The following is a 20,232-nucleotide window of genomic DNA, read 5'->3' as shown; positions in this document are numbered from 1 at the left end:
GGCCCTGGCGAGCGCAAGAGCTTAATGGCGCTTGGTTATCGCGTAAGCGCCATATCCTTGTGATATGGCGCTTTTGTGTGGCAAGGCCTGCGGTCCGGGCTTAGGTGCAGCTGCCCCAGATTTTGCCGTCCTGACTGCATTCCTTAAAATAAGTGCCGTCATCGCGATAGCTCAGGCGGACCCATTGGCCGGTGGAATACTTATCAATTTGCACCCGGTTGCCATGGGCATCATCGGTGGAGCGCTTGTGCCAGGATTCGTATCTGCTGTTATTCACTTCGGCGTCAAAGACATACTCCAGGGTTTCGAAGTGGGCAATCAATTCACTGAAGTCCATTGGTTCCTGCTGTTCGAGTTGGACCCAGGTCGGCAGCGCATAATAGTCACTTTGGTTAGCATTGACGTCAAATCTGGCGTCATATCTGACGCCTTGTGCCAGATAATCCACATAGAAGTATCTGCGCGGATCCCGCACCAGGCCATCATTGACACAGGCCTGGATGCTGTCAGCCTGACCACCTGAGGAACCGTTATCCAGCTTGTAGGTCACGCCATTGCGGCTGATAGAAACCGCTTCGCTGCTTGAGCAAATGTAAGGGCTGTCATCACCACCCTGGCTGGCAATGTCCTTGGTGATACTCAGTGTGCCATCGCCCCAGGTCTTATCCTGCACCTTGCGCAGATAAATAGGTCTGATTTCCCGGTTGAGATCGTCGGCCATTTTCACCAGTTCACTCTCAAAACCATCTGGCAGCCACACCGCGGTCTGGCGATACCAGGCGTCGGGATAGGCGTTTTGATTGTCTGATTCACTGCCCTGGAAATATTCAACCCGGATATAGCTGGCTTGGGGGTATTTGGCCTTGACAGTGTCCTTATAGGCATAGCTTGCCTTAAGGCCTTTGACTATGCTCAGGGCCAATTGCTTGGTGGCTTCGTCTTCTGCGCCGATAAAGTCGGCGAAGATGGTTGCGGCGGCGATATTGTAGTGGGCCACCAGATTGGCTATGGCATCATCCAGTTTACTTTGAATGTCGCTTCTCAGCTGTGCGCTGCTCTTAAGCTCACCGCAGGATAAGCCATTTTGCTTGTCCTTCGCCAAGTCGGCCTTGATAAGGTCCGCCAGCACAGTAGTGAGTGGCGATATGTTGAAGATATCTTCGTCAGACAGGGGCGACAGACGGGCCGGGAACATCATCTGATAGGCTTCGGTCACCTCGCCAGTGTCTTCATCCATGGCACCCATGGGCACATCAACATAAAGGTTGCTGTAAACGGCACAATCCTTCAGCTCATCGGGCAGTTCCAGGCGGTAATTTCCGCCAGCCTCGGAAACTGTCTTGGGCTCCGATTCATCAAAAATGCCGTTGCCGTTAATATCCAGCCAAACAGTGGCGCCGGAAACATAGCCATCAATGACTTTACCTGAGACATTCACTGGCGGCGGCGGCGGCGGCGGTGGTGGTGGCGGTGGTGGTGGTGGCGGCGGTGGTGTCTCTTCTACTTGATTTTGATTGCTATTGCTTCCTGAACCACCGCAACCAACCAGTAGACTGGCTGCTATAAGGCAGGCCAGATACAGTTTATTTCTTTCCTTGAACATTCCCTTGTGTCTCCGTTTTTTGATGGGGCGTGAACTCATTTTCACGCCTGGTGTGGATTGCCGACCATAAGTCACTGCCCAACCTGCCTCTCACCATGAATACCATGGCGGGTGACAAACGTCTCTGCAAACAGGACTTTTGAGACTGGGGTGTGGTAATAGGGCGGGCGAAGTCTGTCCATTGAACTCAGGTCAATGCAGGCGACTGACTATAAAGACTTTTTTCATGGGTGGCAATGTTAATAAGCCTTCTGTTGCTGTCGTTGGCGGCAATAGCAACTGTCTTTGCCAGTGCCCGCCAAACATCAAAGTGCTTATATCAAAGTGCCTGGATCAAACCGCGCCGGGGTAACCCAGTTGGCGCCAGGCCTCGTAGCTGATAATGGCGACCGCGTTGGACAGGTTCAGACTGCGGCTGCTGGCGGTCATGGGGATCCGCAAGCGCAAATCCTGCGGCGTGGCATTGATGATATCAAGCGGCAGGCCGCGACTTTCCGGACCAAACAGCAAGACATCATCGGCTTGGTAGTCCAGCTCCGAATGGGGGCGACTGCCCTTGGTGGTGCAGACAAGAATCCGTCGTCCCGCCATGGCCTCCAGGAAACTGGCATAGTCCTTGTGCCGGGTCACCCGGGTCAGATCGCCATAGTCCAGACCGGCCCGGCGCAGCTTTTTCTCTTCCAAATCAAACCCCAAAGGCTCGATCAGATGCAGCTGGCAGCCATTGTTGGCACACAGGCGGATGATATTGCCCGTGTTGGGGGCGATTTCGGGTTCATAGAGGGCAATATGGAGCATGGCTTGACCTGCTTACGGCATGAAAAGCGCATTATAGGGTTTGCGATCGACAATGACAAAACCACTGCCATTTGTCCTGCAAATAAAAAGGCCCCTGAATCAGGGGCCCTTATTCTGGTGTGTAGTATTACATCTTATAGCTGGCGGTCAGATAGAAGAAGCGGCCTATGTTGTCATAGCTGGCGCTGCCTGAACCTGTACCTGTGGTGGCAATCGGCAGGTCACGATCAAACAGGTTGTCTATGCCAAAGCCAATTTCCAAACCATTGTCCATGGCATAGGTCGCAAACAGATCTGTGATGCTGTAGGAACCGTAGGTCATGACATTGGAGTATGGCACGTCGTAGTTGGAGCGGAATTGCTTGGTGTAGAGCTGTACCTCATCCAGGTAGCGGGTCTTCCAGTTCAGATTCCATGCGTCGTAGCTGTAGTTCAGGTTCAGCTGGCCTTGCCACTTGGCTTCACCCACGGTACCGGCATATTCCTCATATTCGTCCTTCTCATCCTGGAATGGATATTCATTGCGCTCAATGAGGTAGGTGCTGATGAGGTTGGTGCGCAGATCGCCGCCAAAGAGCTGGAAGTCGTAGCCAAACTCAAGGTCTATACCAGAGGCTTCCTGCTTGGCCACGTTTTGTACCGTTTGCACCAGGTTGGTGATTTCGTGGGATGCAGAGTCACGGGTAATCAAGGCACAGTACTGGTTGTCGATACCGGTTGGTGAATCAACACAGCGGTCTATGATGTCCTGGGCCGAGATGTTGGCTATGGCATCTGTGATGTCTATGTTCCAGTAATCCACAGTCATGGTGAAGCCTTCCAGGTAGGAAGGTTGGTAAACCAGACCGACTGTGTAGCTGTCAGACTTTTCAGGATCCAGCTGATCGTTACCGCCGGACACCCCTTCCAAGGTGGCGCTGTCGTAGTCGGAGTCGAAGTCTGCCGGTACACCCAGTGCGGCGCAGTTGGCTGAGCGAACCGCGTATTGTTCAGCGGTTAGGTCGGCCAGGTTACTGGCACGGCAGCTGTCGTCCACATTGAAGAAGTTCTGTGACTGGGCGCCGTAGTATTCGCCAATGTTGGGTGCGCGCAGTGCGGTTGACAGAGTCGAGCGCAGGCGCAGTGAATCGACTATGGTCCAATCCAGCCCCAGCTTCCAGCTGGTTGCTGAACCTATGGTGGAATAGTCGGCGTAGCGGATGGCGCCATCCAGGGTCAGGTTCTGGATGCCCGGCAGATCTTCCAGCAAGGGAATGGAAGTCTCAGCGAAGATTTCTTTGACGCTAAAGTCGCCGCCCTCGTCCTGCAGTGCGTTGAAGAAGGTGGCCCCCGACGCCGCGAACGGATCCTCATGGGTTTGGCTCTCTTCCTTGCGATATTCGACACCGGCTGCGAAGCCTACCATGCCGGCAGGCAGTTCAAGCAGAGCTGAGTTCGAGAGTGTGCCACCCAGTACAGTTTGCTTGATGGTGGCCGAGCCTACCGTGGTAGTGCTGAACCAATCCGCAGCTGCCGCGCTGACCGCACCATCACCAAACAGGTTCACAGGTACACAGCCGGCAGCTTGAGCGGCCTCGTCACGGCAGACAATGTTGCCATTACTATCCAACACGGCATCAACCGATTGCTGGAAATTTTTGAATATCAGGTTATTAAGGTTGGTGCGGGTTTGCTCGGTTTCACCGTAAACGGCATAGGCTTCCATGTCCCAATCTTCCAGCACTACGCCTTTCAGTCCGGCAACATAGCGTTGGGTGGTTCGCTCATCGTCTTCAATGCGGGGACCCATGTCGGTCATAAAGCGGTTGACGACCACATAACCTGCGCCGGTTTGATCCATCAATGCGCCCAGCTCATCGGAGATAAACGGGTTATCGCGGGTGATAAAGGTGTTTTCGGGGTCAAAGAAGAAAAATGCCGGTTGGCCAGAAGTGGTGGCATTGGTTTGGCTCCACTTGGCTTCAACGTACGCATTGAGGTTGTCGTTCAGATCATAGTTACCCTTGAAGTTGACCGTAGTGCGATCAAATTCGGGCTGCAGTTCTTCCCACTGGCGCAGGTTAATAAAGTCGCAACCTTCACCGGCGCACTTGATGCTGTCGGTAATTTCACCTGTGCCGACTTCGACTGGAGTGCCATCTGGCTTGAAGGTATAGATGCCAGGGGTGCCGCCAAAGAATCCTACTGTGCCGCCATTGCTGATGGCCCAATAGCCGGCATTGGGATGCAGGGTATTGACTGTATCACCATCGGGGTTTCTCAGGGACGCCCAAGAAACAGCTGTTTGGTCACGATCAAGCATGCCCAATTTATCTTGTTGGGCATATTCGATGGACAAAGCTGCGTTGCCGCGGCCATCAGCAAAATTACTGCCATAGGCGAAGGTGAATTTCTGGTTGTTATAGTCGCTGTCATCGGCAACACCTGCCATGGCGCTGGCGCTCAGACCTTCAATCTGCTTTTTCATCTTGAAGTTCACTACGCCGGTCACCGCGTCGGCACCGTAGATGGCCGATGCGCCACCAGTGATAATTTCAACGCTCTCAACCCACTCTGTTGGAATGGTGTTCACGTCAATAGAAGCCGTACCTGGGCTGCTGGCCACATGGCGTTTGCCATCCACCAATACCAGGGTCCTGGAGGCGCCCATACCGCGCAAATCCAACAGGTTAAGACCCGCGGTACCGATGGAACTGCCGGAATTTGAGAGTGAATAGGTGTTGGCCAGCGCTGGCAGCTCGTTAAGGGCCTCACCTATGTTGATCGCGCCTGTATTGATGAGCGCCTCTGCACTGATGACCGTGACCGGGCTGGGGGCAATTGCCCCTTCGCGGTAAATGCGTGAGCCGGTAACCTCAACTCTTTCAATTTTGGCACCGGCTTCTTCTTCGGCCGCCACAGGGGCTGCCAGAGAAAGGGCGGCCATGCCGCTGGCAGCAAGCAAAGACAAGCGGATAGCGCATGCCAGTTGTTGTTGTTTCAACATACAAACTCCCGATAAATGATGAAGTGTTACTTGTGATTGTTCTTCTTGTGGAACAATTTGCTCGAGTGTAAATGGATCTTTGTCTGAATGTTGTATTAATTTGTAGCGGTTAAATGCTGTGCCTGACCTGTGTGGAACCAGGAGTCAAGCTATCTTTGGTGTTGATTTTAAATGATTTTCATATTGACGCATTGGCGTTTTGTGAAGGGCTGGAGAGCGAAGGCAGCACTTGGGGATATAGCTGATGGCTAAGTGAGAGGGCGTAAAACGGAAAGAATGCCAGGAAAATCGAGTTTGGAAGTATGCCCCGGTATTAGCGGGGCATGGCAGCTGTAACTGTGGCGTGTTAAAGCGTCAGATGCTTGCTCAGTGGCAGGTCCCGGTAACGCTCACCGCCGGCGGCGACTATGGCGTTGGTCAGTGCCGGCGCCACAGGTGGCACTCCGGGCTCACCCACGCCACCGGGGGCGGCGCCGGACGGCACCAAGATAGTGCGGATGGCAGGGCATTGGGGTAGACGCAGTAATGGATAGTCGTGGAAGTTGGACTGCACTACCTGGCCATCCTTGAAGCCGATTTCACCCAGCATGGCCAGGCTGAGACCAAAGATGACGGCCCCTTCCTGCTGGGCGGCGACCCGGTCCGGGTTCACCACAGTGCCGGCGTCCATGGCGGAGATGGCTTCCAGCACTGTGAGTTTTTTCCCGTCCAATTTGACCTTGATGGCAACCGCTACATAACTGACAAAGCTGCGATGCACGGCAAAGCCCCAACCCTCACCGGCTTGCGCGGGTGATTGGGCCATGGCTTGTTCCATCAGGTCGATAAGCTTGAGATAGCGGCCCACGTCCACCGGATGGCGCTGGAGATCCTCGCCATAGTTGCCGTATTTCATCCCCTGATTGGCAAAGGTTTCCTGCCTGGGTTGGCCCAGCAATTCGCGCCACATCTGCGGACAGGATTTGCCCGAGGCCAGCGCCAGTTCGTCGACAAAGCTGCCGATGCCGAAGGCATGCTGGATATTGCACACGGATCTGAGCCAGCCGATGCGGGTATGGGCCTCGGCCCTGACCGACTCGCAGCGCAGCGCCGGCAATGCCAGCGGCACGTCGGTGAAACCCAGCTGCAGTTCGCTGTCTGAAGGATCTTCGACGCCCTCGGTAAAGGTGCTGCTGATGGATGGAAAACCGCTGCGGGCCAGCAGGGCTGCAACCTTGCCCTGCTCATCCAGACAGGCCCGGTAATACTGGGCACTGATGGCATGCAGGTAGCCATGTTGCAGCTCATCTTCACGGCTCCAGAACACTTTCACCGGTTTGCCGGTTTGCTTCGCCAGCCAGGCGGCTTCGGCACTGAAATCGGGTTTGGATTTACGGCCAAAGCCGCCACCCAGCAGGGTGACATGGACCTTAACCTGCTCTTCGCTTATTCCCAGCAGTTCGGCAACCGTGCCCTGGGTGCTTTGGGGCGTTTGAGTGCAGGCCCAGATTTCACAGCCCTGTTCATCGACCCGGGCGGTGGCTGCCGGGGGTTCCATCATGGCGTGGGCCAGATAAGGCACTGTGTAGACTGCGCTCAGGCTGCGCTCTGCCGGCCAGTTGTCCGGCTGTTGCCCCAACTCACGGCGCACCTTACCGGGCTGTTGTACCCGCTCAACCAGGGTCTTGAGAAAACTGTCGCTGTCGTGGGATTGATGACTGCTGTGACTCCAGTGGATTTGCAGAGCCTTGCGGCCCTCCAGCGCACTCCAGCTGTTAGTGGCGATCACTGCCAAACCACCCAGGGGCTGAAAGGCTGGCGCGCCCCTGGGTTCGGGCATGGCAACCACTTCCAATACGCCGGGGATTTTCAGGGCAGCACCGGCATCAAATTTTTCGACCTTGCTGCCGAGCACCGGAGGTCTGGCAATGACTGCGTAACGCATGCCTTCAAGGCGGGTGTCGAAACCATAGCCGGCACCGCCGCTGAGTATGGCATCCATGTCGACTATGGTGCGGGGCTGACCAATCTGACTGAAGTTATCCGCGCTCTTGAGTTTAAGGCTATCCTCGGCCGGCAGTGGCAAAGCCGCCGCTGCCGTGGCCAGCTCACCGAAACTCAGGGCCTTGCCACTGGGCCTGTGGTGCACCTTATGGGCCTTGGCATAGACCTCTGACAGGGGGACCTGCCAGCGGGCCGCTGCGGCCTGCTCCAGCATGTGTCTTGCCATGGCGCCCATTTGGCGCATTTTGTCGAAGCCTTTGCGAATGCTGCGGCTGCCATCTGTGTTCTGACTGCCGTAGGCCTTGTCTCCCAAAGCCTGGACCACTACCACCTTGTCCCAATCCGCTTCCAGTTCGTCGGCCAGGATTTGTGGTATGCCGGTGCGTATCCCCTGGCCCATTTCAGAGCGATGGCAGGTGAGGTAAACCTGATTGTCTTCGCCGATGGCGATAAACAGGTTCAGGCGCTGCTCTTCACCCCTGGCCAGACTCATGGGGCTCCAACTGACCCCCGAGGCGCCGAGCACCAGGGCGCCGCCGGTGGCGCCAAAGAGCTTGAGGACATCGCGACGACTGAAATTTTCAACAGCGGTGAAATGGCTCATTTGTTGGTCTCCCTGGCGTGGTCCTTGATGGCGTCGCGGATCCGGGTATAGGTGCCGCAGCGACAAAGGTTGCCCGACATGGCGCTGTCTATCTCTGCATCGCTGGGATTGGGATTCTGGCTCAGCAGTGCCGAGGCCGACATCAGCTGCCCTGTTTGGCAGTAACCGCACTGGGGCACCTTGTGTCGGCGCCAACTGTCCTTGAGTTTGTCATCCTCAAGCCCCTCAATGGTGGTGACCGACTTGCCCTCCAAGCTTTGGATACTGGTGAGGCAGGCCCGTGCCGGCTTACCGTCCACGTGCACGGTACAGGCACCGCACAGACCGGCACCGCAACCATACTTGGTGCCAGTGAGGCCAAGTATGTCCCTCAGGGCCCACAACAACGGCATCCTGGGGTCGGCATCCAGGGTATAGAGGCGACCATTAATCCTGAGTTGTGACATTTATCTCTCCTTGCTCACTGAGGCGCCTGAGGTCGGCGCGGGTGTCTATGTCGGTGGCGGCACTGTCCAGTGCCAACCAGGCGAGTTTTTTCTGTCCCTGCAGTTGGCTCAGCAGGGCTTTGGCGCCGCGATCGCCGCTGAGATTGGCGAGGGCGGCAAATTCAGCGCGGTTAAAAATCGCCGGGGCGCCCGCTTGCTGCAGGTACCAGGCGGCGCTGGTGTGGCCGGACTCCTGCCAGGTGGCCAACAGCTGCTCCAAGTCCCGGGTGCTGATTAGCACCTGATCGGCGAGCGTCAACAGCAGGGCATCCACCTGCTGTGTTGCAGCAAAGCGCGCGACCGTGGCTATGCTGTGACCCAAACCCAGCTGCCAATCCGCACTGGCAATCACGGGCGTATCCCGAGGCAACAGGGGACGCAATCTTTGATAGTGACCACCGAGGCACACATGCACCGGCAGGAGTTGGGTGCCGCAGCTGCCTTTCAGCTCCTTGAGCGTTGCGAAACTCTGTTGCAGCAAGGTGCGGCCATTGGGCAGGGATGCCGCGAGCTTGGCTCCCTGAAAGCGGCTCGATGCACCGGCGGCCAGCAGGACAGGCAGCAGCTTCATGAGCCTGACTCCCGTTGCAGCCGTATGCCAGACAGTGCGGCCTGGCAGGCGGCGACAATCGACAGGGCTATGTCTCCCGGCAGGTCGCCGCCGAGGGGCAGGCCTGCGGGTGTGCTCAGGGGGCAGAGGAAGTCGGCTTCATTGAGCCCGGCCAGTGCCAACACCCGCTCGCCCCTGTGCCTGGGACCCAGCAGGGCCAGGTATTTCAAATTGACGTCCTTGAGGCGTGCCAGTGCGGCGGCATCCAGTGCCAGGTTGTGGTGCATGACCACAGCCAGATCCAGGCCATTGAGCAGGGACTGCGGCAGGGTATCGGCGTCTAATTTATGGGTGTGGCAACCGCCGAAGTCACAGCTGCGGCCGTAGGCGGTGCGCGGATCTATCACTGTGACCTGCCATTCCAACTGCCTGGCCGTATTGGCCAGGGGGATGGCATCCATACCGCCACCGAATATGGCCAGCCTGGGGCTGGGGGCAACGGGCACCACCAGCAGCTGCTTATCGAGAGTCAATTGACCGGGGCGGGGAAAATCCGTGGCCGGAAAGGGGGCCTGATCCTTCGCAATGAAGTGGGCCTGGATATTTGCCGTGACCCAGGAGTTATCTTCGGGTGGCAGGGTCAGGCACCAGAAACCGCTTTCCCCCCGCTCAAGGGCTTGCTGCATGGCGTCGAAATCCAGTGCCTGGTTGCTGCCGTGCAGCGGCAGCAGCAAAATGTCCACCACACCGCCGCAGCCCAGCTGAAAGCTGGCATCGGATTCTTCCCTGGCGTCGTAACGGCGTCTGATGGCGCGTCCTTCCTGCAGCGCCCTTTGGGCCTGGCGCCTGAGGTCGGCCTCCAGGCAGCCGCCGCTCAGCACCCCGAGACTGGGTCCCAGGGGATGGATCAGCATCATGGCACCCGTCTTGCGATAGGCGGAGCCCTGCACCGAATTGATCACCGCCAGCACCCACTCCGCCTGCGGATCCCGGCGCCATTGTGCCAACAGGCTTTCCAGCCGGTGTGCCATCTTGGTCCCTCTGCATTTGGCAAACTCAGTTGTCCAAGCTAACAAATGCGCCCTTGCATTAGAAGGGCTTGAAGTATTGCGAAATATGTCGAAGGCAAAGACCCCGGCCTGGGCCGGGGTCTTGTTTGGAGGCTTTGCCTGTCAGAAGAAGCCCAGGGGGTTGGTGTCGTAACTGACCAGCAGGTTTTTGGTGTTCTGGTAGTGAGACAACATCATCTTGTGGGTTTCGCGGCCGATGCCGGACTTCTTGTAGCCACCGAAGGCGGCGTGGGCCGGATAGGCGTGGTAGCAGTTGATCCACACCCTGCCGGCCTGAATGCCGCGTCCCATGCGCTGGGCCAGGTTCATGTCGCGGGTCCAGACCCCGGCACCCAGGCCGTACTGGGTATCGTTGGCTATCGCCAGGGCCTCGGCTTCGTCCTTGAAGGTGGTGATGGATACCACGGGACCGAAAATTTCTTCCTGGAACACCCGCATCTTGTTATGACCCTTGAGCAGTGTCGGTTGGATATAGTAACCACCCTGGGCCGTGGTGGCTCTTTGGCCGCCCAGTAGCACCTGGGCGCCCTCGCTGCGTCCGACTTCCAGGTAGCTGAGGATCTTGTCGAACTGCTCCAGTGAGGCCTGGGCGCCCACCTGGGTTTCGGTGTCCAGCGGATTGCCCTGGCGTATGCCTTTGGCGCGCTCAATGACCTTTTCGATAAAGGCATCGTAAATGGACTCCTGCACCAGCACCCGGCTGGGACAGGTGCAGACCTCGCCCTGATTGAAGAAGGCCAGCAGCAAGCCCTCGACGGCCTTGTCCAGATAGCTGTCTTCGTGGTTCATCACGTCGGCAAAGTAGATGTTGGGTGACTTGCCGCCCAGCTCCACGGTTGAGGGGATAAGATTCTCGGCGGCGCACTTGAGTATGTGATTGCCCACCTCGGTGGAACCTGTGAAGGCCAGCTTGGCGATGCGCTTGCTGGTGGCCAATGCCGCGCCGGCCTCGGCACCAAAGCCGTTGACTATGTTGAGCACCCCGGGTGGCAGCAGATCTTCTATGGCCTCGATCAGCACCAGGATGGATACCGGGGTCTGCTCGGCGGGTTTGAGTACTATGCAGTTACCGGCCGCCAGTGCCGGGGCGATTTTCCAGGCCGCCATCAGCAAGGGGAAGTTCCAGGGGATGATCTGTCCCACCACGCCGAGGGGCTCGGGGAAGTGGTAGCTGACCGTCTTGCTGTCCAAATCGGCGGCACTGCCCTCCTGGGCGCGGATGCAGCCGGCGAAGTAGCGGAAATGGTCAACAAACAACGGCAGGTCGGCATTCAGGGTCTCGCGCACCGCCTTGCCGTTTTCCCAGGTTTCCGCCACCGCCAGCCGCTCCAGCTGCTGCTCGACCCGGTCGGCGATTTTCAGCAGCAGATTGGCCCGCTCGGTCACCGAGGTTTGACCCCAGGCTTCCCTGGCGGCGTGGGCCGCATCCAGCGCCAGCTCTATGTCGCGGCCATCGGAGCGTGCCGCCTGACAGAAGACCTCTCCCGTCACGGGGGAAATGTTGTCAAAGTACTGGCCGCCCACCGGCGGTGTCCACTTGCCGCCGATAAAGTTGTCATAGCGGGCCTTGAAGTTGGCTATGGCACCCGGGGTACCTGGAGCGCTGTAGATCATTGGCTTGTCCTTCCGTGTTATTGATTGTCTTGTTGAATGTGGCGCAACCCGCGGGTTGCTGGCCCTATAGCGCAAGGGACGGGCCAAGATGGTGCAACTTGTGGCAATGACTGGCTAACAGTATGATGAATTTCCGGTTTTTCTATGTCATTGGCCTTTGGGTGCCCAAGGTTGGGCCGGACTGTCCTGGTCGCATTGTCACTTTCCGCTACACTCAGGTGTCACGGAACGGAACACATGGAGGAGATATGAAGGCTTCGCTGCAACCCTGGCTGGCGGATTCCTGGCGCCGCAGCGCCGACGCAGGTCTGCATGAAAATCGCCCTGCCGATGGGCTGAGGCTGACGGCGGCCGACCTGGATGAACGGCTGGAAAGTCGGCGCCAATTGGTGAGCCTGGTGGAGCAACATGCCCTGCCGTTGTTTTCCAAATTGATGGCCCACAGCGACAGTCGTCTCATTCTGTCCGACAGCGATGGCTTCGTGCTAAGGCACTGGGGACTGGTGCGTTACTCGGATCGCTTGGCCAATGTGGCCCTGGATTGCGGCGTTAACTGGCTGGAGGAGCACAAGGGCACCAATGCCATAGGCACGGCCCTGAGGGCGGGGCAGGCTTTGTCTGTGGTGGGCGAGCAACATTATTTCCGCCAGCACCGTTTTATGAGCTGTTCCGCCAGTCCCATTTTTGCCCCCAACGGTGAGCTTATCGGCGCCCTCGACATCACTTCCGAGCGACTCAGACACACCCAGCAAACCCTGATGCTGATCTCCAGCCTGGCCCAGCAGGTGGAGACGGCGCTGCTGTGCTCCCTGCCGGGCGGACGTTTCCGGGTGGATCTGGCGGCGAGCCGGCAGCTGTTGTCTTCCGGCTGGCAGGGGATACTGATCGCCGATGACAACGGCCGTTTGCTGGGACTCAATCCCATGGCGCGCCAATATCTGGGGCGGGCCCAACCGGGAGCGGATTTGGCCGAGCTGCTGGGTGAGGATTGGCAGCGGCAGAGCAGCCAGTGCCCTTGGGGTGAGCTGCATCTGGCCACCTCGGCCCTTGGCGACACGCCGAGCAAAAAAATCCAGGGCGCCAAGCCGGTCAAGTTCCATGACCCTAAGCTGGAGCAGGCCTGGCAACTGGCCCGCAAGGTGGTTTCAAGGCAGATCCCCCTGCTTATCCAGGGGGAAACCGGCGTTGGCAAGGAGCACTTTGTGCGCCAGCTGTACAGCGACAGCCACCGCAAGGGGCCGCTGGTGGCGGTCAATTGTGCCGCCCTGCCGGCGGAGTTGGTGGAATCCGAACTCTTCGGCTACCAGGCCGGCGCCTTCACCGGCGCCGCCCGACAGGGGTACCTGGGCAAGATACGTCAGGCCGATGGCGGCTTTCTGTTTCTGGATGAAATAGGCGAGCTGCCGCTGGCGGCACAGGGACGACTGCTGCGGGTGTTGCAGGAGCGGGAGGTGACCCCCGTGGGCAGTTTGCAGGCGGTGAAAGTGGATATTCAGGTTGTGGCCGCGACCCACATGGATTTGCAGTCCATGGTGGACGAAGGGCGTTTCCGTCAGGATTTGTATTTCAGGCTCAATGGCTTGCAGGTGATCTTGCCACCGCTGCGCCAACGCAGCGATCGCAGCCGGATCATCCACAAGCTGCATCGCAAGTATCGCAGCCAGGATCAGGGCATCAGCACCGACTTACTGGGCTGGCTGGAGTCCTATGCCTGGCCGGGCAACCTGAGGGAATTGGACAACCTGATGCAGGTCGTCTGCCTGTTGGCCGAAGATGAACCCGAGTTGCAGTTGCAGCATGTACCTGAGGCGCTGTTGGCCCGTCTGCGGCAGGGGCGACAACATGACACAGGCCAGGCGGATGGCCATGACTGTGGTCAGGCTGATGGCAAACTTGAGCAGCGGATGCGGCAGCAGATCCTCACCACCCTGGCTGAGTGTAACGGTAATGTCAGCGCCTGCGCCCGCCGCCTGGGCATCAGTCGTAATCAGATCTATCGTCGTCTGCGCCAGTCTTGTGTGAGGGGCTGAGAGATTAGCGCTGCTCGGACGAAGTGAGCGGCAGGCTGAGGCTGACACACAGGCCGCCTTCGGGGCGGTTTTCAGCGCGGATCTCACCACCATGGGCCTTGACCGCCGCAGCCGTAATCGCCAGTCCCAGGCCCCAGCCGCCGCTCTCTCTTTCCCGGGAGGTGTCGGGGCGATAGAAGGGCTGGAAGATGGCTTCCAACTCGGCCTCGGCAACCCCGGGGCCGTCGTCGCAAATTTTCAGGATGAGATTATTTTCCTGTAACTCGCTGCTCAGCCAGATGGCCCCGTTGGCATAGCGGATGGCGTTACGCAGCAGGTTTTCCACCGCCCGCGCCAGGATTTTGGGGTAGTGCTGAAATTGAAACTCCTCATCCAGGCTGATATGTAACTGTTTATTCTGTTCGCTGGCTTCAAAATCCGCATCGTCGAGCACCTGATCCAGGCTGTCGCCCAGGCTTAACAGTCGCTTGGGTTCCTGAGCATTGAGTTGCAGCCGAGACAGGGTCAGCAGTTCGGCGATCAGCTGCTCCAGCTGACCCGCTTCATAGGCAATCCGGTTAATTTCCGGAGTTTCCTCACCACGTTTACGGGCCAGTGCCAGGGCCAGTTGCAACCGGGTCAGTGGCGTGCGCAATTCATGGCTGATGTCACCCATCAGCCGCTGCTGGTTGCGCACCATGGTCTCGACTGCATCGGCCATGCCGTTAAAGGCCCTTGCCACCTGACCCAGTTCGTCGCGGCGGCGTGCGGTTTGGCTGTCGACCCTGCTGTCCAGTTGCCCGGCGGCGAGCGTATCGGCACTGTGTTTTAGCTGGCGCAAGGGTTTGCCCAGGTGCCAGGCCAGCAGGCCACACAACAGGCCCGAAAGCAGCACGGCCAACCCCAGGGTCAGCATCTTGTTTTCATTGAAAAATATAAACCAGGGCCGCGGATGCTTGCCGGGCAGCCTGCCATAGAGCGCATAGCTGTCGGTGCCGGCCTGAAACCTGAAGGGGCCAAACAGCATGTCGTCACGGTACTGATGGCTGATCGGGTGTCCCGCATCTTCGGCCAACAGCATAAAGTTGAGCAGTTGCCGCGATGGCCTGTCGTTAAGCACCTTGCCTTCGTCGTCGACCAGGATCAGTCGCACCGGTTTATCATCGCGCCGGTTCATGCGGTCCCAGTGGCGGATCCGTTCTGCCGTCATCAACCCCGGGCGCTCTACCAGGGGCCTGGCGGCCCGTTCCAGCAGTTGTTGCAGATGGGGCGGCAGGGGAGCTGTATCCAAGTGTTGCTGCAACAAGGGCAGGCTGCCAATGGCAACAATAATTACCGAGCTGCCCAGCCAAAAGCCAAGCAACAGCTTGATAAACAGTCGATTGGGGCTCAGAGCGCCGAGCAGGGATGACAGTTTTTTCATCAGGGTAACCAGATATAACCCTTGCCGCGGATGGTCTTGACCCTGGGGCGACCATCGCTGCGCTCGGGCAGCTTCTTGCGCAGGTTGGACAGGTGCATGTCCAGGCTGCGATCGAAGGGCATCAGACGCTTGCCAAGCACCTGCTCGCTGAGCCATTCCTTGGAGACCAACTCACCGGCCTGGCGCGCCAGTTGCAGCAGCAGGCTGAATTCGGTGCCGGTTAACAGCAGCAATTGCTCATTGCAGAAGGCTTCCTGGCGGGCGGTATCAAGACGCAAATCGCCAAACTCCTGTATCGGCTGGGTGTGGGTGTCCATTTTGGGAGGCTGGGCCCGCCGCAGAATGGCGCGGATCCTGGCCACCAGTTCCCTGTCGTTGAAGGGTTTGGGCAGGTAGTCATCGGCACCGATTTCCAGACCGACGACCCTGTCTATCTCATCGCCCCTGGCGGTTAACATCAGCACCGGGGTTTGCTTGTGGGTCCGTAAATTGCGCAACACTTCAAAGCCGTTGAGCTTGGGCAGCATGACATCCAGCAATATCAGATCGAACTCCTGTTGCCGGGCCAGATCCAGCCCTGTCTGGCCATCGTGGGCCAGGGTCAGGTCGAAACCTTCCAGTTCCAGCAGTTGTCCCAGCAGCTCTGCCAGGCCCAGGTCATCGTCAATCAGCAAGATTCGGTTCATATACTACTCCGCAGCTGTACTGCGCCCGAGTATACAAGTCTTTAAGGTCAAGCGCTGTCAAGCCAGTGTAAGTCAATGTAAAGATGGCGGGAAACCCTTCCTTTACACAGTTTTACGCAGGCCAGACCCACACTTACGTTGACGGCCATAAACTGGGAAGCGTCGATACAGCCAATCACAGAGGTGAACCATGAAGAAATCCAAATTAACTCAAGGCCTGCTGGGCCTGCTGGCAACCGCTATGTTACTCGGTGGTACCGTCGCCGTGGCCCATGAACATGGTGAAGACCGGGGTGAAAACGGCCCCGGAATGCATCAGGGTATGCGTCATATGTTCCGCAATCTGGATCTGACCGAGGAACAGGAGGCACAGATTAAATCGCTGATGAAGGAACAACGCCAGGCCCGCAGCGAGCAGCAGGATGAATCGGAGCGCGAGACCCACAGAAGCAAGATGCTGGCCCTGGTCAGTGCCTCAAAGTTTGATGAAAATGTGGCCCGGGCACTGATCGCCGAGCAGCAACAGCACCATGAAGAAGGTATGCTGAATTTCATGAAGTTGCAGCAGCAGGTGTATCAATTGCTGACCCCTGAACAACAGGAAAAATTCCGGCAGCAGTTTGCGGAACACGGGGGCAGAAAACGCTGAATCCGCCGAATTTGTACTGCAAATTAGCTGATAAACCGCGTTTTAACCCTCTGTAATTTCTGCTATAAAGGGAGTCCCCGTACTAAGGTGACTCCCGTTCCATGAATGCCGATCATCACTATGACTTCTGGGTAAAACTGGCCTCACGCGCCTCCGTGGCCACTGCTCTGACCCTGATACTGATTAAGCTCCTCGCCTGGCTCTGGTCTGGCTCCGCCAGCATGCTGGCATCACTGACCGACTCCTTTGCCGATGCGCTGGCGTCCCTGGTCAATTTTGCTGCCATCCGTTATGCCCTGATGCCCGCCGATCACGAACACAGATACGGTCATGGTAAGGCCGAGCCACTGGCCTCCCTGGCGCAATCCGCCTTTATCCTCGGCTCGGCCTTTTTGCTGCTGTTCCACGGTGGCGATCGTTTGCTCAATCCCACACCCCTCTCCCACGCCAATATCGGCATTTGGGTATCCATCATTGCCATAGTACTGACCTTGGCCCTGGTGCTCTTGCAGCGGCGCGCGCTCAAGGAAACCGGCAGCAGTGTGGTGGCGGCGGATTCGCTGCATTACAGCTCCGACTTACTGCTCAATGGCGCAGTGCTGCTGGCACTGGTGTTGGCACAATACGGTTTTTGGTGGGCCGACGGTTTGTTTGCCTTGCTGATCGCTCTTTACATAGGCCAGCAGGCGCTCGGACTGGGTTATGGTGCCGTGCAGACCTTGCTGGATCGTGAGCTGGATAATGACAGTCGCCTGCGCATAGTGCAGTTGGCCCAGGCCGATCCCAGGGTCAATGGCATCCACGATTTGCGTACCCGCCGGGCCGGCAAAACCACCTTTATCCAGCTGCATCTGGAATTGGATGGCAACCTGCCGCTCAGGGATGCCCACGGCATTTCCGATGACACCAGCGCCAGAATAAAGAGTGAGTTCCTTGATGCCGAAGTCATCATTCACCAGGATCCCATTTGACCCATAAAGTTTTGAAAATCAGTAAAAAAACGGATATAAGCGTTCAGCTGTTGTTCAGCCTGGCCGAATGACAATGCAAGCGAACATTAAACACAGAGGGATCTCAAAGAATGAAAGCAATCAAAATAGCCGCCCTGGCCGCCGTATTGGCAAGCACTTCTGCACTGGCGGAAACCGACAAGACAGGTTTCTATATAGGTGGCGCCGTCAACCAGGTAAAACTGTCGGTTGACAATGATTTTTCCGAAAGCGGAGTGGGCTTAGGCGCTTACGGTGGCTACAACTTCAACGAGTGGTTCGGCCTGGAAACCAACCTGTTTGCCAGCGGTGATCTGGGTGAAGACAACGTGGATATAGGCGCAGGTGCCTGGACCTTTACCCCCAAGTTCACTGTGCAGTTCAACGATATGTTCTCCGGCTTTGCCAAGGTTGGCCTGGCATCCATGGCGGTGGTTGTGGACACTGATTTCGGTGATGATGACTTCACCGGGACTGGCTTCACTTGGGGCCTGGGCCTGAATGCCGCCATCAATGAGCATCTGAACATTCGTTTGAGCTACGATCGTTCCAGCGGCGATCTGGACGGTGATTTTGCTGATGACTTGGATGCCGACATATCCCAGATTGCTCTGGGCATGCACTACCAGTTTTAATTCCGCTGTTTGTAAAAAAGGACGCTATGGCGTCCTTTTTTATTGCTTTTATTCGGGATATTAAGCGGTTAATATGACGCCGCATCATAAGGACGGTCGCTGGTTGTAGCGACAAACCCCATAAGGAAGATCATGAAACTGAATTCATTACTCGTCGGCAGCTTGCTGCTGTCACTGACTTCTCCCGTTTTTGCCGCCAAGGACCTGGGTTATTACCTGGGGGGGCAAATCAACCATACCAGCATGACCGACAGAATCGGTGACTTCGAAGAGTCAGCTCTGGGTTTGGGTGTCTATGGTGGCTACAACTTCAACAAGAGTTTCGGCCTGGAAGCCGGTATTCACGGCACCGACAGCTATATCGATGAGGTTGATATCCGCTCAGCCGCCATCACCCTGGCGCCGACCGTGCGCCACGCCTACAGCGATGTGGTGACTGTGTACCTCAAGGGCGGTCTGTTGTGGGAAGCCATCTACAGCCCTGACGACAGCACTACAGATGACTATCGTGGCATTGGCTGGCTGCTGGGCACGGGCGTGGATATGACCTTAACTGAATCCCTGGCGCTGCGTCTGTCTTACGAGTACAGCGAAACCGAACCCGAGTCGAAAGATTACGACAATTACTTTGCCAGCACCCGGGTGCACCAGTTCGGCGTCGGTATGCATTACCGCTTCTAAGCCTTCGGTCGACAAAAAAGGGATGCAGTGCATCCCTTTTTGCTATTCCATTTCCAGTTCTTTCAATTTGCGGGTCAGGGTATTGCGGCCCCAACCCAGGCGGCGGGCCGCTTCCTGCTTGTGACCCTGGGTGTGTTTCAAGGCGGTTTCCAGCAAGATGCGCTCAAACTCGGGTTGCACCTCGGTCAGCAGATCGCTGTCGCCATTGCCAAGCCGCACATCCACCCAGGCCCGCAGTGCCTCCTGCCAGCCGCCGGTATGTTGCTCCGGGCTGCCCTGGCCGAGTGTCAGAGGTTCCTTCAGCAGTTCCGGTGGCAGATCCTGGGGCAGGATTTCCTGGCCCGAGGCCATGACTGTCAGCCAGCGGCAGGTATTTTCCAATTGACGCACGTTGCCGGGCCAGGGCAATTGTTGCAACTTGAGTGCGGTTTCCCGTGCCAGCACCTTGGCTTCGACGCCGATTTCCCGGGCCGCCGAGGCCAGGAAGTGACTGGCCAATTGGGGAATGTCTTCGCGCCTTTGTGCCAGGGGCGGCAAATGCACCCGGATCACGTTGAGACGGTGGAACAGATCCTCACGGAATTGACCCTTTTGCACCTGCTGTTCCAGATCCTGATGGGTGGCGGCGATAATGCGCACGTCCACCTGTACCGGCGAGTGACCACCGACCCGGTAAAACTGACCATCGGCCAGTACCCGCAGCAGTCGGGTCTGCACGTCCAATGGCATATCGCCGATTTCATCCAGAAACAGGGTGCCGCCGTTGGCTTGTTCAAACCGGCCCTGACGTACCGCAGCTGCGCCGGTGAAGGCGCCCTTCTCATGGCCAAACAGCTCGGATTCGATCAGATCCTTGGGGATGGCCGCCATGTTCAGGGCGATAAAGGGCTTGTCCTTACGTGGGCTGTGTTTGTGCAGGGCGCCCGCCACCAACTCCTTGCCGGTACCGGACTGACCGTTGATCAGCACGCTGATGGAAGAGCGTGACAGGCGGCCAATGGCGCGGAACACCTCCTGCATTGCCGGGGCTTCGCCAATGATTTCCGGAGTCTTGAGTCTTTCTTCCACCACAGGCGCCGGGCTTTGTTCGTTGGCGTGGGTCAAGGCCCGCTCCACCAGGGCTATGGCCTCGTCTATATCGAAGGGTTTCGGCAGATATTCAAATGCCCCCGCCTGATAGGCGCTGACGGCACTGTCGAGATCCGAATGGGCGGTCATTATGATGACCGGAATATTGGGATAGTGCAGCCCCAGTCGTTGTAACAGGGTCAAACCGTCGGTACCCGGCATGCGGATATCGGAAATGATTACCTGGGGCTGGGATAATTCCAGTGCCTGCCACAGGGATTCGGCCGCGGCAAAGCTGGCCGTGGTCAGCCTGGCGCCCTTGAGCGCCTTCTCCAGCACCCAGCGTATGGAGCTGTCATCGTCGAGGATCCAAACCTGTTCGCTGATACTCATGTCATC

At 57.6% G+C, this 20,232-nt stretch carries 16 protein-coding genes; 5 read left to right on the top strand and 11 right to left on the bottom strand.

What is annotated here, in order from left to right; all coding sequences use genetic code 11:
* Positions 1 to 100 precede the first annotated feature (100 nt).
* The 8 genes from JYB84_RS17435 to exaC form a co-directional block, all read right to left on the bottom strand.
* Entirely contained in the window at positions 101 to 1,603 is a 1,503-nt protein-coding gene (locus JYB84_RS17435) for a hypothetical protein (RefSeq protein WP_207321271.1), read from the bottom strand.
* Between the two features lie 333 nt (positions 1,604 to 1,936).
* Entirely contained in the window at positions 1,937 to 2,401 is a 465-nt protein-coding gene (gene trmL, locus JYB84_RS17430) for a tRNA (uridine(34)/cytosine(34)/5-carboxymethylaminomethyluridine(34)-2'-O)-methyltransferase TrmL (protein WP_207321270.1), read from the bottom strand.
* Between the two features lie 127 nt (positions 2,402 to 2,528).
* Positions 2,529 to 5,387 carry a TonB-dependent receptor domain-containing protein gene (locus JYB84_RS17425; RefSeq protein ID WP_207321269.1) on the bottom strand — a complete coding sequence of 953 codons (2,859 nt, stop codon included), beginning with the start codon at positions 5,385 to 5,387 and terminating at the stop codon, positions 2,529 to 2,531.
* Positions 5,388 to 5,733: 346 nt separating this feature from the next.
* Positions 5,734 to 7,974: a xanthine dehydrogenase family protein molybdopterin-binding subunit gene (locus tag JYB84_RS17420; protein WP_207321268.1), complete on the bottom strand. Its 2,241-nt coding sequence runs from the start codon at positions 7,972 to 7,974 to the stop codon at positions 5,734 to 5,736.
* Complete coding sequence (locus JYB84_RS17415; RefSeq protein WP_207321267.1) at positions 7,971 to 8,420, bottom strand: (2Fe-2S)-binding protein; 450 nt, start codon at positions 8,418 to 8,420, stop codon at positions 7,971 to 7,973. Before JYB84_RS17415 ends, JYB84_RS17420 begins: the two co-directional genes overlap by 4 nt.
* Positions 8,401 to 9,030 carry a nucleotidyltransferase family protein gene (locus JYB84_RS17410; RefSeq protein ID WP_207321266.1) on the bottom strand — a complete coding sequence of 210 codons (630 nt, stop codon included), beginning with the start codon at positions 9,028 to 9,030 and terminating at the stop codon, positions 8,401 to 8,403. Before JYB84_RS17410 ends, JYB84_RS17415 begins: the two co-directional genes overlap by 20 nt.
* Complete coding sequence (locus tag JYB84_RS17405) at positions 9,027 to 10,040, bottom strand: XdhC family protein (protein WP_207321265.1); 1,014 nt, start codon at positions 10,038 to 10,040, stop codon at positions 9,027 to 9,029. The genes JYB84_RS17410 and JYB84_RS17405 overlap by 4 nt, the downstream gene beginning before the upstream one ends.
* Positions 10,041 to 10,181: 141 nt before the next feature.
* On the bottom strand, positions 10,182 to 11,693 hold the full coding sequence (gene exaC / locus JYB84_RS17400; RefSeq protein WP_207321264.1) for an acetaldehyde dehydrogenase ExaC: 1,512 nt from the start codon (positions 11,691 to 11,693) through the stop codon (positions 10,182 to 10,184).
* Between the two features lie 248 nt (positions 11,694 to 11,941).
* Between exaC and JYB84_RS17395 the strand changes: the two genes are divergently transcribed.
* Positions 11,942 to 13,723, top strand: coding sequence for a sigma-54-dependent Fis family transcriptional regulator (locus JYB84_RS17395; RefSeq protein WP_207321263.1), 1,782 nt, complete (start codon positions 11,942 to 11,944; stop codon positions 13,721 to 13,723).
* Between the two features lie 4 nt (positions 13,724 to 13,727).
* Here JYB84_RS17395 and JYB84_RS17390 read toward each other — a convergent pair whose 3' ends face one another.
* Both JYB84_RS17390 and JYB84_RS17385 read right to left on the bottom strand, forming a co-directional pair.
* Positions 13,728 to 15,125, bottom strand: a complete 1,398-nt coding sequence (locus JYB84_RS17390; RefSeq protein ID WP_207321262.1) for an ATP-binding protein — start codon at positions 15,123 to 15,125, stop codon at positions 13,728 to 13,730.
* A complete protein-coding gene (locus JYB84_RS17385; RefSeq protein WP_207321261.1) occupies positions 15,125 to 15,811 on the bottom strand; it encodes a response regulator in 687 nt (228 codons plus the stop codon). The genes JYB84_RS17390 and JYB84_RS17385 overlap by 1 nt, the downstream gene beginning before the upstream one ends.
* Before the next feature lie 190 nt (positions 15,812 to 16,001).
* Between JYB84_RS17385 and JYB84_RS17380 the strand changes: the two genes are divergently transcribed.
* From JYB84_RS17380 to JYB84_RS17365, 4 genes are all read left to right on the top strand, one after another.
* Complete coding sequence (locus JYB84_RS17380; RefSeq protein WP_207321260.1) at positions 16,002 to 16,460, top strand: Spy/CpxP family protein refolding chaperone; 459 nt, start codon at positions 16,002 to 16,004, stop codon at positions 16,458 to 16,460.
* Positions 16,461 to 16,561: 101 nt separating this feature from the next.
* On the top strand, positions 16,562 to 17,431 hold the full coding sequence (gene fieF, locus JYB84_RS17375; protein WP_207321259.1) for a cation efflux pump FieF: 870 nt from the start codon (positions 16,562 to 16,564) through the stop codon (positions 17,429 to 17,431).
* 110 nt (positions 17,432 to 17,541) lie between these two features.
* A complete protein-coding gene (locus JYB84_RS17370) occupies positions 17,542 to 18,084 on the top strand; it encodes a porin family protein (RefSeq protein ID WP_207321258.1) in 543 nt (180 codons plus the stop codon).
* Positions 18,085 to 18,216: 132 nt separating this feature from the next.
* Complete coding sequence (locus tag JYB84_RS17365) at positions 18,217 to 18,765, top strand: porin family protein (protein WP_207321257.1); 549 nt, start codon at positions 18,217 to 18,219, stop codon at positions 18,763 to 18,765.
* A gap of 42 nt (positions 18,766 to 18,807) precedes the next feature.
* On the opposite strand, the gene glnG is transcribed toward JYB84_RS17365, so the two are convergent.
* On the bottom strand, positions 18,808 to 20,226 hold the full coding sequence (glnG, locus tag JYB84_RS17360; RefSeq protein ID WP_207321256.1) for a nitrogen regulation protein NR(I): 1,419 nt from the start codon (positions 20,224 to 20,226) through the stop codon (positions 18,808 to 18,810).
* Positions 20,227 to 20,232 lie beyond the last annotated feature (6 nt).

This window comes from Shewanella cyperi (assembly GCF_017354985.1).
GTDB lineage: Bacteria > Pseudomonadota > Gammaproteobacteria > Enterobacterales > Shewanellaceae > Shewanella > Shewanella cyperi.
The sequence above is the reverse complement of the archived record's forward strand: the minus strand, read 5'-3'. Positions and strand labels throughout refer to the sequence as shown.

Excerpts from the sequence above, each read along its gene's own strand:
- JYB84_RS17370 (WP_207321258.1), top strand. The coding sequence starts at position 17,542 with ATGAAAGCAATCAAAATAGCCGCCCTGGCCGCCGTATTGGCAAGCACT.
- JYB84_RS17385 (WP_207321261.1), bottom strand. The coding sequence starts at position 15,811 with ATGAACCGAATCTTGCTGATTGACGATGACCTGGGCCTGGCAGAGCTG.
- JYB84_RS17365 (WP_207321257.1), top strand. The coding sequence starts at position 18,217 with ATGAAACTGAATTCATTACTCGTCGGCAGCTTGCTGCTGTCACTGACT.
- JYB84_RS17380 (WP_207321260.1), top strand. The coding sequence starts at position 16,002 with ATGAAGAAATCCAAATTAACTCAAGGCCTGCTGGGCCTGCTGGCAACC.
- JYB84_RS17395 (WP_207321263.1), top strand. The coding sequence starts at position 11,942 with ATGAAGGCTTCGCTGCAACCCTGGCTGGCGGATTCCTGGCGCCGCAGC.
- JYB84_RS17420 (WP_207321268.1), bottom strand. The coding sequence starts at position 7,974 with ATGAGCCATTTCACCGCTGTTGAAAATTTCAGTCGTCGCGATGTCCTC.
- trmL (WP_207321270.1), bottom strand. The coding sequence starts at position 2,401 with ATGCTCCATATTGCCCTCTATGAACCCGAAATCGCCCCCAACACGGGC.
- JYB84_RS17425 (WP_207321269.1), bottom strand. The coding sequence starts at position 5,387 with ATGTTGAAACAACAACAACTGGCATGCGCTATCCGCTTGTCTTTGCTT.
- exaC (WP_207321264.1), bottom strand. The coding sequence starts at position 11,693 with ATGATCTACAGCGCTCCAGGTACCCCGGGTGCCATAGCCAACTTCAAG.
- JYB84_RS17405 (WP_207321265.1), bottom strand. The coding sequence starts at position 10,040 with ATGGCACACCGGCTGGAAAGCCTGTTGGCACAATGGCGCCGGGATCCG.
- JYB84_RS17415 (WP_207321267.1), bottom strand. The coding sequence starts at position 8,420 with ATGTCACAACTCAGGATTAATGGTCGCCTCTATACCCTGGATGCCGAC.
- JYB84_RS17410 (WP_207321266.1), bottom strand. The coding sequence starts at position 9,030 with ATGAAGCTGCTGCCTGTCCTGCTGGCCGCCGGTGCATCGAGCCGCTTT.
- JYB84_RS17435 (WP_207321271.1), bottom strand. The coding sequence starts at position 1,603 with ATGTTCAAGGAAAGAAATAAACTGTATCTGGCCTGCCTTATAGCAGCC.
- glnG (WP_207321256.1), bottom strand. The coding sequence starts at position 20,226 with ATGAGTATCAGCGAACAGGTTTGGATCCTCGACGATGACAGCTCCATA.
- fieF (WP_207321259.1), top strand. The coding sequence starts at position 16,562 with ATGAATGCCGATCATCACTATGACTTCTGGGTAAAACTGGCCTCACGC.
- JYB84_RS17390 (WP_207321262.1), bottom strand. The coding sequence starts at position 15,125 with ATGAAAAAACTGTCATCCCTGCTCGGCGCTCTGAGCCCCAATCGACTG.